The following is a 12,574-nucleotide window of genomic DNA, read 5'->3' on the forward strand; positions in this document are numbered from 1 at the left end:
CATAAAAATCACGTTCGACTTGCATGTGTTAAGCACGCCGCCAGCGTTCGTCCTGAGCCAGGATCAAACTCTCTATTAAAAGTTCGTCTGCTCTCGCTGACTTTTTGTTACACCAAATTATTGTTTTTCTTTGTACTCTCAAAGTTTCTATCACTATATGAAATTTTTAATGTTTCACAACAACCATTACATTATACAACATTTCTTTTTGGTTGTCAACACTTTTTCGAAAGTTTTTTTAAAAAATTTTTTAATCAAATTTCCAAAAAAAGTGACCCAGCTCTCACTGGGTCTTTATTATATCAATTATTTAATTTATTGTCAACACTTTTTAAAAATTTTTTCTAATTTTTTTGGCTTTGTTAATTTTTTTATGAAATATGATTTTAATTAAAATAATGATAAATTTAATTTAAAAGATTATTCATCTATATGCTTTGTTTTCAAATTTATTTTCTTTATATTAGGTTTGTCAATTTTTATAAAGTCAGTCAAATTTTTTTCAAATCTTTTCTCATCATCAGTTATATAGAATGTGTTTTTATTATCTCCCAATTCATCATTTAGCAAATCATTCTCTTCTAAATATTTTTTCATTTCAATAGCAGTTTCTTTTGCAGGATTAACAAGTTGTATTGTTTCTCCTACAACTTTTTGGATTGTCCTTTCTAATATAGGATAATGAGTACAACCCATAACGATAGTATCTACTTCTTTTTCGATTAATTCATTCAAATAGTATTTTGCCGTTTCAACTGCTATACTACTTTCAGACAATCCCTCTTCAGCTATCGGTACAAATAATGGACAAGCCTTCGAATAAACTGTATTATTTTCATCTTCTAGCTTTATACATTTTTCATAAGAACCACTTGAAACCGTTGCATTTGTTCCAATAACTCCAATTTTTTTATTTTTAGTAATGAAACTTGCCATTTTACTACCAGGAACAATAACACCAAGTATATTCATATCAAACTTTTCTTTTAATAATTCAAGCGCAACTGCAGAAACGGTATTACAAGCAATAATTAACGCTTTTATATCTTTTTTATCTAAAAATTCAATACATTCAGTTGAAAATCGCTTTATAGTTTCTTCACTTCTATTCCCATAAGGCACCCTAGCCGTATCTCCAAAATATAATATCTTTTCATTAGGTAAAATTTTCATCAGTTCCTTAACAACGGTAAGTCCACCAATACCTGAATCAAAAACGCCTATCGCTCTATTATCCATATTATCTCTCCATCGTCTTTACTTTAAAAGTGTTCTTATAAATCTTCTTAAAATAATTATATGCAAACTCTATATCTTTATCATTTTTAAAAATACCAAATACAGTAGGCCCCGATCCACTCATAAGCGACTTAACACAACCAAAATCATACATTTTATCCTTTATAGTTTGAATTTCAGGACAGTATGAAATAGAAACTTCTTCCATTGTATTATATAGGGACTCAAAAAACTTATCATAATCTTTCATTTTGTACATTTCAATAAGTTTATCAGCATTTTTACTATTGCCGGTCGGAACAATATTTGAATAAACATAAGGAGTTGAAATTTCAACTTCATTATTTACAATAAGTACATTTGTAGTTGGCAGACTCTCAAGAATTTCAAGTTCATCACCAATTCCTCTTGTTCTCGCAGTTTTTCCAACAAGCAAATAAGGAATATCTGCACCAACACTTCTTCCAATTTTTTTTCTGTCTTCCAAAGTCATATTAAGGTTCAAAAGCTCATCTACCATTTCTATAACAACGGCTGCGTTTGTACTTCCTCCAGCAATTCCGGCAGATACAGGTATGTTTTTTTCAATATGTATAGAAAATTTTTCATCAAATTTATATTTTTCCCTAATTACGTTGTAAACTTTATAGACTAAATTTTTTTCATCTAGCGGAATATTTTTAGAATTAGAAGTAATTTTAAATTCATCAGCTATTTCAACAGTAACTTCATCATACAAATCCACAATCTGCATAATTCCATCTATATTGTGATAACCATCTTTCCTCTTTTCGATTACGTCTAAAGTCAAATTTATTTTTGCATAAGATTTCTTTTTCATAAAATCACCTTTATTAATTTATTAAATATAACTTATTTTAAAATATTTTACCACAAATTTAAACAAAAAACAAAATTAAAAAATATTACATAAACTGTTGACTTATTTTAAAATAAGTGTTATACTTTTGTTAAGTAAAATATTAGCACTTAGCCTTAAAAGTGTTTTACTTTAAAGAATAACATAACCTATATAACTCATTATAATTTTGACGAGTTACTCTCTCCAAATTTACGGTGTACCCCCAAATCACCGTAACACTTAAAAGAAAGCGTAAGGCTTTCTTTTTTTGCGCAAAAAAATTCCATTAAAATCTAATGGAATTTTTGTTTTTTCTATTGTAGAACAACAAAGTTACTGCTATCTCCAACCTTATGTTAATCATCTTATAAGAGTTGGAAGTATTATTTCCCCATAAGTGATGCACCTAATGCCCCTGCAAATCTTCCTAACTCGTGTGTTTCTACTTTTTTTCCTAATAATTTTTCTAAAAGTTCTACCATATAGGAATTATTTGAAAATCCTCCGGTTAAGAAATACAAATCTGCCTCATTTCTAAATTTTCTTGTCTGTCCAACAACTTTATTTGCTATTGAATGAACAACTCCACTTGCTATATCTTCTTTAGGTCGTCCTTGTCCCATAAGGGAAATAACTTCAGACTCTGCAAATACAGTACAAGTCGAACTTATCGGAACAGGATTACCTATTCTTGACAATTCAAACATTTCATTTAAAGTAACTCCAAGTCTATTGCTCATAACTTCCAAAAACTTACCGGTTCCAGCTGAACATTTATCGTTCATTATGAAATCACTAACTAGACCGTTTGAAATATTTATAATCTTTGTGTCTTGCCCTCCAATGTCGATTACATCACAATCTCTTTTCAACAAAAACATCGCACCTTTTGCATGTGTTGTAATCTCTGTAACAACTCTATCAGCATAGGGAACGGATACTCTCCCATATCCTGTTGCAACGACATAGCAATTGTCAACATCAAAGCCTTTTTCTGTCAATTTTTTATAAATTTCTTCTGAAGTTTCTTTACTATTCCAACCTGACGGCATCAAAATTGTATGAACTATTTCTTGTTTGTCTTTATCAAAAACAACAACTTTTGAGGCTGTTGACCCTATATCTATACCTATATTCATTATATCATCTCCAAAAACGCTTCAATTCTGGTTGAAACTTGTCCCACATCAGTCATAGAATAATCAGATTCTATATACATATATGGTTTACCTTTTTCTTCTGTAACAAATCTTTTTACCTTTGTTGATTCAACAGCAAAAGTATGACAAGCCTGAAGTACAATTTCAATAACTGCATCAACTTGATATTCATCTATCAACATATCCAAATCTTTAAATCTCTTTTTGTTCGGAGACATAACAGAACAACTTAAATTAAGATATTTTTTAGCTATCGCATCTATCGGATTATCCATAGTTTCATCAATAAGCTCAAGTTTTTCACGAACTCCAGAGCAATTTTCATAGACAACAATATCAGCGCCTGCATTTTCTATTGTAGTCAATATTTTTTCACGAACTCCACCAACAGGACAACCTGTTACTAAAATTCTAGGCCTACTACTCTTTTTACCCTTCAATTCTTTTTCCCACATAGCATAGAGTTCTTCTGTCTTTTCAACAAGAGCCTTATTTTTTGTTTCTCTATCAAAATTAAAACCAAAAGCATCTTGAGTTCCACTCATTGTAACTCCACTTAAAGGAGACGGGTTAAGTTTCCCAAGCTCAAAAAATCTTCTCAAGTTTCTTCTTTCCTGATTTCCGATTTTTATAGCCTCCCACAATTTTTCATCAGTAATTTCAACATTAAAAGTTTCTTCTAATCTTCTTTTTAATTTATAAAGCTCATTTGTCCAAAGTTTCAAAGATAATTCATCAGTATTGTTTTGTGGAAGTTGCATAACGTGAACATCTTTAAATTCGCCCATTAATTCATACATTTTTTTCTTTCCATCACAAGTAGTTTCTCCTATAACAATATCTGAAAAATAAAAATATGGGCAAGTATCACTTACAGCAAAACCATAGCTTGACTTTATAAGCGGACATAAGTTCTTTGGTAAATCTCTTTCTGCATATTTTATAGAATCTTCTGTTGTGGCACATAAACTAACCGGAATAAGTCCTCCTGCATAGATTATTTCTTGAGGAGTATATGTACAAAAAATGCCTGCAACTTTTTTACCGGATTCTTTTAATTCTTTCATCTTTAAAAATCCATTTTTTTTGGTTTCATTGAAATCGTCAAAATTACTCGGAAGTTTAATATTTTCTTCTTTCATTTCGTTTCTCCTTTCTCTATTTGAAATTTATCATAAACAAAAAAGACGATCCACTAACGAACCCATCCTTTTTGCTTATATCGGAATATTATATGAAAACGCTAAGTTGTAAAATTTAATACGTCTAATATATGCTTTCTATGTTCGATGAATTCATCACTATTTCTATTTCTTGGATATTCCATATCAATCTTTATGTCTTCCTTAATAATACCAGGTCTTGGAGCCATAACGTGGTTCCTTTTTCCATTGTTCTTATAAATCTTTTGCATTCAAATCAACATCGGCAATAGTCATAGTCGCTTTCTTTTCTTTTGTTTTCTTCGCTGTATTGATATCAGCTCTCTTTGAAGTTTGTCCACAAGCAGACAAAACTAATACGGACATCAATAAAAGTCCTATACTTCTTTTTTAATAAATAACCTCCAAATAATATCTGGTCAAAAACTTTGTTAATTTATGTATTAATCTTATTTAGTATTTCACATATTTTTGACCAACTCAATTATATCATATTAATAAATTAAGTCAATATTTCATTTATATTAATTATTTATGGAAAACAAGCTATTTATTAGCAAAGTTTATGAAATAGTTTTACCTTATAACAAAAAGTAGATTAATACATAAAAATTTGTATAATAAAAAAATATTATTAAATTGAAAAAGGCACTGCTTAAACAGCGCCTTTAATCTTACTTTTTCAAAACTACGATATTTTTAAATTCTTTTGAATTTTCTTTTATTTTGTTTGTATTTCCAACTACAACAAATCCATCTTGACTTAATACTTCGTCAATTACTTTTCCAAGTTCTCTTAAATCTTCCAATTTTGTATTTAAAAGTTGTCCTAAATATAATTCCAATTCTTTTTCATCTGAACCGGTTATATACATAACCATTGAAGTATATCCTTTGTGTTTTGGAGTAAGCAATGGATTGAAATCTTTTACCAATGAAATTTTGAAACTTTCCAATTCTTCTTCTGTTATTTCCATTTCTGAAACATATTTTCCAACGGAATTAAATGTTTCTTTCGTAGATTTCAAGTTAGGGTCTCTGTAACTGAACATCAACATTTCACTATCACGAGTTATGCTAAGTCCTGCTCCATAAGCTCCACCAATCGCTCTAATATTATTGTGCATATGAGTTGTGCTTAAAATTTTTGATAAAAGTGAAAAACTTCCGGAGTATTCAATGCCTAACTTTTTCAAATCTCCTGCAAATGTAACGTAATTTACATCAGAAGAAGTTGCAATTGCCTCTTTTAAATTTTCTCTTTCAAATGTGAAATCATAAGAAATATCCTCAAATCTTGGGAATTCTTTTACACATTCAACAAATGCTTTTTTGATTTCTTCAAAGTTTTCTTCCGTTGTAGTTATATTTACAATAGTTTCGTTTTGTTTAAACATTCTATTGTAAACAAATTCCATTTTTTCTAGAACATTATCAATTCTGTCATCAAAATTTTCAGCCAAATCTTGAATAAATTTCAAATAATCAAGCCCTTTAAATCTTTCATCATAACAAGCCTTATTTGAAAAATATGATTTTGCTCTATTTATTCCATACATATGACCTGCACCAAGAACATCTTGCTCCAATTCTCCCTTGATAGACAAAACTTCTTCTTTGATTCTGCTCTTATCTGTAAAAATTGTTTCTTTTAATAAAACTTTTAAAAGTTCAACCGTTTCTTTTAGTTTTTCGCCTAAGAATTTTACACTGACCACAAATTTAGGAACAAATTTTTCCCTGTTTTTCGCATTAGTCAAAGTTGTAATAGCCGTTGAAACTCCACCACAACGTAAGAATGTTTCAACTGAAAAATCTTTGTAAGTCATTGATTTTTTATCCAAAGATTTAAGTAAATTTTCAACAAGTGAAAGATATACAATTTCATCTTTTGAAATATGTTTTAAGTCGAAACAAATATCGACATAATTAATTCCTGAAGTGAAAATATTATGTTTTAAAACTGTTATATCTTCAATTTTTTCAACTTCGTTTGGAATTTTTAATGTTTCCTTATCAATATCTTCTATTTTTAGTTTTGGAATAGTCGCCTTTTGCTCTTCAGTACTTTCCGTTTGTTGATATTCAATTAAATTCTTTGTATTTTCAATTATTTTTTCGATTTGAATTTGACTTAAAGAGTCTTTATATCTCTTTAACCATTCTTTTTGGGCTAAATCTTTTTTGTCATTAAGTCCGGCACTTGGAGAAAGAACGATGAATGCTTTATGATTGTTATTCAAAATCTTTTCTTCGATAACTCTTTCCAACAATCTGTTATTCAAAATATCTTCTCTAATTTCTGATAATGCCTCATCAAAAGTAAGTGAATCCATAGGACTGCCACCATATAACCAAGTATCAAAAATACTAAAGAAATATTCAACTCCGGCAGTTGTAGAATTCAAAAGTTCTCTTATAGAAAACTCTGTTCTATTTAAAACAGCAATTAACTTTTCTTTTCCAATTCCATTTTTAACAACTTCTCTTAATACATTTTCAACAATTTCTTTAAATTTATCTAAATATTCTCTTTCAGAATTTATAACATAAACTCCAAAGCTGGAAAATTTTGTAGATTCCATTGAAATTGAAGATACATCTTCACAAATATTTGCTTTAAGTAATGCCTCTTTAAGATATGCACCTTGCATATCAACTAAAATTTCAGATAATAACTTTTCGATTATTCCGTCTTTTAGTCCGTTGCTTTCGCCGAAACAAGAAGAATAAGCTAAAAATGTTTTATTTTTAGTATCTTCATCTTTTGAAACGGAATATTCATCAAAAACATTTTTTGTATTTTCAAAAGGCTTTTGATTTCCCTCAAAATTATCTATTTTCTCTTTTTCAAAGTTTGAAAGATATTCTCTGTCTAAAAACTCAAGTCTTTCCTCCATATCACAATCGCCATATAAATAAATATATGAATTTGAAGGGTGATAATATTTTGAATGGAAATCACAAAAATTTTCATAAGTCAAATTTGGAATTTCATAAGGTTCTCCACCTGATTCCATAGCATAAACAGTATCAGGACAAAGTGCATTGTTTACTCTGTAATAAAGAGTTGTTTCAGGGACAGAATATGCACCTTTCATTTCATTATAAACTACACCTTTTATATTAAGTTCATCTTCAGCATTTTCAAGCTCATAATGCCAACCCTCTTGCATAAATATTCTTCTATCCTTTTTCATTACAGGATAAAAAACAGCGTCCATATAAACGTCCATTAAATTTTTAAAATCTTTTTCGTTTCTACTTGAAACGGGATAAATCGTCTTATCCGGAAAAGTTAGAGCATTTAAAAATGTAGCCATACTAATCTTTACCATATCCATAAAAGGCTCTTTAGTTTGAAATTTTCTTGAGCCAGATAAAACACTATGCTCAATTATATGGCAAATTCCTGTATTATCTTTAGGAAGAGTTTTAAAACCGATCCCAAAAGTTTTATTATCATCATCGTTTTTCATCAAAAAAACTTTTGCTCCGGTTTTCTCGTGTTCAAGTAAAACACAATCAGAATTCACATCTTTAATATGTTTTTCTTGTATTAATTTATATCCTTTATACATATCGTCTCCTATTTTTTGTACTTATATTTTTACAATTAAAAAGTAAAATTATTACTTCGCAATAAACTCTAAAACTGCCTCTAAAGTTTTTTCCATATCAGCAATTACTAAATATTCTTCTATTGTATGAATCTTATACATTCCAACGCCTAAAATCACAGAATTAAATCCATTTTTCAAGTAAATATTACCGTCGCAACCTCCACCAATTTTAATCGGTCTTGATTTAACACCAACTTTTTTATAAGCGTCCAAAACTCTATTAAGCAAAATATTTCCGTCAATTTGTTTTAGTGGTGGATAATCGTATTCTATGTTAATATCGCATTTAACTTCAAAGTCTTTTGCAGTTTCTTCAAAAATATTTACATAATTATCAACATTTTCTTTTGCCTCATCTTCATTCAAACATCTAACTTCCATTCTGATTTTACAATCTTTCGGAACGACATTTGTAGGAAATTCAGAAACAATACTACCGATATTTGAAGTTGTATGGTCGTTAATTCTTCCTATCTTCATCTTTGAAATAGCATTACTCATTGCAACAATGGCACTTCTACCTTTTTCAGGCTCTATCCCTGCGTGAGAAGAAAGTCCCTCATAATGCACATTTATCTTATACATACAAGGTCCTTCAACTGCGACAGTATCACAGCCACCACCGTTATCAAGAACAAGCATATCCTTTGACGGCATAAAATCTTGTGGAATTTCTTCCCATTTAATTGACTTTGCACCCAAAAGTCCAACTTCTTCAGAAGGAGTTATAACGGCAAAAACATCGCTATGTGGTAAATTGCTTTCAACCAAAGATTCAAAAGTTTCTAAAATGATAGCAACACCACCCTTGTCATCTCCTCCTAAAGTTGTAGCAGTTCTAGTTTTAACAAGTCCGTCCTCAACATAAACGTCCAAATCTTTTGAAGGCTCAACAACATCAATATGAGCAGAAAGAGAAATAGGTTTTAAACTTTCATCATCAGAATTTTTTTCAAGTTTTGCGATAATTACCGGAGTATTTCCACCATATTCACTTGAATGGTCATGTAAAATGTATTTAACCCCAAGTTTTTCTAATCTTTCTACTACATATTTCATAGCATTTATTTCATTTCTTGACGGAGAATAAATCTTTACCAAATCTAAAAATGTATCTAAAAGTCTTTCCTTATTCATCTTAAATCTCCTTTAATTTTTCAATAATTTCTTCAAGTTTCATTCCTCTACTACCTTTAACCATAATCAAAGTATCTTCTGAAATAATTTCCCTAACTTTTTCGATAACTTCGCCTTTAGTTTCAAAGTAGAAAAGATTTTTTACATTGAAATTTCTATTTGCTCCATTGTAAATTTCTTTTGCCAAATCCCCAACACAAATTACATAATCAATTCTATCTCTATCAATTTTTTCGCCTACATTAAAATGTAACTTTTCTTCATTTTCTCCAAGCTCCAACATATCGGAAAGAATTAAAATCTTATTTTTATATCCTTTCATAGTATAGACAGTTTCGATACAAGACATCAAACTTTGTGGATTTGACTTATAACAATCGTTCAAAATGTCAAAACTTGGCAAATGCATTAATTCCATTCTCATTCCTGTAAGTTTTACTTTTGAAAGTCCTTTTACAATACTTGCATAGTCCATACCCAAAAGTCCGGCAATAGTTATTGCAACCGAAACATTGTAGATTTGGTGTTTACCGATGAATGGAATACTATAAGCATATTCCCCTATTGAAAAACTACTTCCTGATTCGTCTGAACGAATTGGTCTAATGATTACGTCTGAATCTTCTCTAGTTCCAATCTTTATTACCCTTTGAGGAATTGAATATTCTCTTATAACTTCTCTTAAAATATCATCATCATTATTAAAAATGAAAATTCCGTCAGGCTTTAATCCCTCTAAAATTTCAAACTTTGCTCTTGCAATATTTTCCTTTGTTCCAAGTTCTAACAAATGACTATCGCCAATATTAGTAATAACGGCTATATCCGGATTTGCAATATTTGTAAGAACACTAATTTCTCCGAAACGTTCCATTCCCATTTCCAAAACAATAGCCTCATCGTCCAAGTCCATTTCCATAATAGTCTTTGGAACACCAATTTCATTATTAAGATTTTTTGCAGTCTTATGAACTCTAAAATTTTCTTCTAAAATTGATGCTAAAATATCTTTTGTTCCAGTTTTTCCATTTGAGCCAGTTATTCCGATAACCTTAGACTTTGTAGCCTTTAAATAGCTATTTGCAAGTTTTTGATAAGCCTTTAAAGTATCATCAACGACAATAATTCCTGCGTCAAGATAAGGAGTTGGGTGATTTTTATCCCACAAAGTTGCAATCGCACCTTTTTTTATAGCATCAAAAGCAAAAGTATGTCCGTCATACTTTGCTCCAACAAGTGGAATAAAAAGATTGTGAAGTTTTATATCACGAGTATCTGTTGAAACTCCCTCTACTATTACATCTTTCATGCTTGTAGTAACTAAATTTCCACCAACTATTTTAGCGATAGTTTCCAAAGTTGCTTTTAACATAATTACCCCCTATTTGTAGTCAAAGAATCTTTTTCTTTTTTATTTTCAATCGCAAGTTCGATTAATTCATCCAAAAAATCACTATAAGTTTTATCAAAAGTTTTCATATACATTGCCGGAGCCATAGAAACAGCAGTCATTCCCGGAATTGTATTAATTTCATTTACAAGCATTTTTCTGTCGCTATCTCTTACAAAAATATCAACTCTTGCAAATCCCTTACAGTTTGTAACAGCATAAGCTCTCTTTGCAACGGATTGAATTTCTTTAATTTCTTCTTCCGATAAATCCCAAGGGATAATATGATCAGTTGTTTCATCTAAATATTTTGCCTCATAGTCAAAAAACTCACGAGTAACCTTAACCCCACCTGGCAAACTTGCTTTTAAAACATTATTTCCCATAACTAAAACTTGAAGTTCATCTCCAACAACTGCCTCTTCAACCAAAACTCTAGTATCAAACTTAAATGCTTCAATCAAAGCTGATTCTATTTCTTCCTTTTTGTTTACCTTTGTAACACCTACACTTGAACCAGCATTACAAGGCTTAACAAAAGAAACTTCTCCAATTTTTTCTAAAATATTTTTTATTTGTTTATCTTTATCTTTATCAAACTCATACTTTGTAACCAAATAATATTCAGGTTGTAAAATTCCATTACCTGCAAAAACATCATTCGCAGTTCCCTTATCCATACAAACAGCAGAAGATAAAACATTATTTCCAACATAAGCAATATCCATTATATCGAAAAAGCCTTGAATAGTTCCGTCCTCTGAAAAAGTTCCATGCATTGCAGGGAAGAAAATTGCATTTTCATTTACAAAGTCATTTGCAAAAAACTTTGAAATAGAATCACAAACAGCCCCACTTCCTTCAAGTACAATTTCACTTTCATTTTCAATATTTTTTGTATTTTCTCCTAAATAATTCCAACGACCACATTTATCTACATAAATAGGAAATATTTTGTACTTATTTCTATCTAAATTATTTATAACGGACTTTGCAGTCAACACAGAAATTTCGTGTTCTGCACTCTTTCCGCCATATAGTAAATATAAATTTTTCATAATTAAAACTCCTTTTAAAAAATATAAAATATTACTTTATAGTATAACATAAATTGAGATTTTTTCATAATTTAAGAATTATTTTTCATTAAAAAAGTGATTTTAAAACAAATCACTTTTTTAAAATTAATATTATATTTTAAATTATCTAAACAATAATCAATAAACATCTAATTCTCAACTTTTTTGTTTATTATTTTAAATTTTCCATCTCTTGATTTCATAAAGTAGGAATGTACTAGGTAAAGCGAAAAATTCAATATTATCATCATAATTGATATATATGTGATTGGGTGCAATTTACAAGCCACTTCTTTAAAGATTGGTGGTTCTGATAGGAATGCATAATTGCAATTTGTAAAGTTGTTAAAGATTATTATAGCTATGTGTAAAAGATTCGTAAACACAAAAACTTCCATATATTTTTGGAATGAAATTTCTATTTCTTCAACAAAGAATATATAACAGCTTACCCAAAGCAAGAATATATGTCCGACAAAGAAACTTATCCAAGTATAATGTGGGAATATAAATTTATCCAGCTCTGGAGATAGTAATGCAACTATTGAGCCTACAAAACCTAAATAAATTCCGATTCTTTTAGCTTTGTTGCTATCAAAAAACACTCCATATATCAAGCATATAATCGCAACTCTACAATCATATAGCGGTAGGCTTGTTTCTATTGAAAATGAGCCACTTGTTAAATACCAAGCATATAATATAAATTGTTGTAAAAATAGTATAATCACAAAAATCTTTAAAATATTTTTATTGCTATTTTTAAATGTATCTCTATGTCTATAAATCAAAATTGCACCTATAAAGGCAATCAAAACGAGTGAAATATGTGTTGTTCCATATTTTACTATATCTCGTCCTTCAGGTTCAGACCTAAAGAAATAAACTATAAAATCTAAAAATCTTTCTAAAAAATTCAAA

Annotated in this window: 11 protein-coding genes and 1 rRNA gene; all 12 read right to left on the reverse strand. The window is 29.5% G+C overall.

Annotation, left to right across the window (positions count from 1 at the left end; translation table 11 throughout):
* Positions 1 to 79, reverse strand: a 16S ribosomal RNA gene (locus IBJ83_RS04240); the annotation flags it as partial.
* A gap of 341 nt (positions 80 to 420) precedes the next feature.
* Positions 421 to 1,239: a glutamate racemase gene (gene murI / locus IBJ83_RS04245; protein ID WP_201275486.1), complete on the reverse strand. Its 819-nt coding sequence runs from the start codon at positions 1,237 to 1,239 to the stop codon at positions 421 to 423.
* A gap of 1 nt (position 1,240) precedes the next feature.
* A complete protein-coding gene (gene ispE / locus IBJ83_RS04250; RefSeq protein ID WP_201275488.1) occupies positions 1,241 to 2,080 on the reverse strand; it encodes a 4-(cytidine 5'-diphospho)-2-C-methyl-D-erythritol kinase in 840 nt (279 codons plus the stop codon).
* A gap of 404 nt (positions 2,081 to 2,484) precedes the next feature.
* The gene (locus IBJ83_RS04255; protein WP_068475147.1) at positions 2,485 to 3,240 is read right to left on the reverse strand and encodes an acyl-CoA dehydratase activase; all 756 of its coding nucleotides are present in this window, start codon (positions 3,238 to 3,240) and stop codon (positions 2,485 to 2,487) included.
* Positions 3,240 to 4,403 (reverse strand): double-cubane-cluster-containing anaerobic reductase, encoded by a 1,164-nt coding sequence (locus IBJ83_RS04260; RefSeq protein WP_201275490.1) that lies wholly within the window; start codon positions 4,401 to 4,403, stop codon positions 3,240 to 3,242. Before IBJ83_RS04260 ends, IBJ83_RS04255 begins: the two co-directional genes overlap by 1 nt.
* Positions 4,404 to 4,504: 101 nt before the next feature.
* Positions 4,505 to 4,633, reverse strand: coding sequence for a hypothetical protein (locus tag IBJ83_RS08490; RefSeq protein ID WP_255353745.1), 129 nt, complete (start codon positions 4,631 to 4,633; stop codon positions 4,505 to 4,507).
* Positions 4,634 to 4,658: 25 nt separating this feature from the next.
* Positions 4,659 to 4,790 (reverse strand): hypothetical protein, encoded by a 132-nt coding sequence (locus IBJ83_RS08495; protein WP_269902519.1) that lies wholly within the window; start codon positions 4,788 to 4,790, stop codon positions 4,659 to 4,661.
* A gap of 308 nt (positions 4,791 to 5,098) precedes the next feature.
* Complete coding sequence (locus IBJ83_RS04265) at positions 5,099 to 8,005, reverse strand: insulinase family protein (protein ID WP_201275497.1); 2,907 nt, start codon at positions 8,003 to 8,005, stop codon at positions 5,099 to 5,101.
* Positions 8,006 to 8,056: 51 nt separating this feature from the next.
* The gene (locus tag IBJ83_RS04270; RefSeq protein WP_201275499.1) at positions 8,057 to 9,184 is read right to left on the reverse strand and encodes a M20/M25/M40 family metallo-hydrolase; all 1,128 of its coding nucleotides are present in this window, start codon (positions 9,182 to 9,184) and stop codon (positions 8,057 to 8,059) included.
* 1 nt (position 9,185) lies between these two features.
* Entirely contained in the window at positions 9,186 to 10,556 is a 1,371-nt protein-coding gene (locus IBJ83_RS04275; RefSeq protein WP_201275501.1) for a UDP-N-acetylmuramoyl-tripeptide--D-alanyl-D-alanine ligase, read from the reverse strand.
* Between the two features lie 2 nt (positions 10,557 to 10,558).
* Positions 10,559 to 11,632 (reverse strand): D-alanine--D-alanine ligase family protein, encoded by a 1,074-nt coding sequence (locus IBJ83_RS04280; protein ID WP_201275503.1) that lies wholly within the window; start codon positions 11,630 to 11,632, stop codon positions 10,559 to 10,561.
* A 170-nt stretch (positions 11,633 to 11,802) separates the two neighbouring features.
* On the reverse strand, positions 11,803 to 12,573 hold the full coding sequence (locus IBJ83_RS04285; protein WP_201275505.1) for a YwaF family protein: 771 nt from the start codon (positions 12,571 to 12,573) through the stop codon (positions 11,803 to 11,805).
* Position 12,574: the final 1 nt, after the last annotated feature.

The sequence above is a fragment of the Parvimonas parva genome, from assembly GCF_016552165.1.
GTDB classification, from domain to species: Bacteria; Bacillota; Clostridia; order Tissierellales; family Peptoniphilaceae; genus Parvimonas; species Parvimonas parva.

Excerpts from the sequence above, each read along its gene's own strand:
- murI (WP_201275486.1), bottom strand. The coding sequence starts at position 1,239 with ATGGATAATAGAGCGATAGGCGTTTTTGATTCAGGTATTGGTGGACTT.
- ispE (WP_201275488.1), bottom strand. The coding sequence starts at position 2,080 with ATGAAAAAGAAATCTTATGCAAAAATAAATTTGACTTTAGACGTAATC.
- IBJ83_RS04255 (WP_068475147.1), bottom strand. The coding sequence starts at position 3,240 with ATGAATATAGGTATAGATATAGGGTCAACAGCCTCAAAAGTTGTTGTT.
- IBJ83_RS04260 (WP_201275490.1), bottom strand. The coding sequence starts at position 4,403 with ATGAAAGAAGAAAATATTAAACTTCCGAGTAATTTTGACGATTTCAAT.
- IBJ83_RS08490 (WP_255353745.1), bottom strand. The coding sequence starts at position 4,633 with ATGGCTCCAAGACCTGGTATTATTAAGGAAGACATAAAGATTGATATG.
- IBJ83_RS08495 (WP_269902519.1), bottom strand. The coding sequence starts at position 4,790 with ATGTCCGTATTAGTTTTGTCTGCTTGTGGACAAACTTCAAAGAGAGCT.
- IBJ83_RS04265 (WP_201275497.1), bottom strand. The coding sequence starts at position 8,005 with ATGTATAAAGGATATAAATTAATACAAGAAAAACATATTAAAGATGTG.
- IBJ83_RS04270 (WP_201275499.1), bottom strand. The coding sequence starts at position 9,184 with ATGAATAAGGAAAGACTTTTAGATACATTTTTAGATTTGGTAAAGATT.
- IBJ83_RS04275 (WP_201275501.1), bottom strand. The coding sequence starts at position 10,556 with ATGTTAAAAGCAACTTTGGAAACTATCGCTAAAATAGTTGGTGGAAAT.
- IBJ83_RS04280 (WP_201275503.1), bottom strand. The coding sequence starts at position 11,632 with ATGAAAAATTTATATTTACTATATGGCGGAAAGAGTGCAGAACACGAA.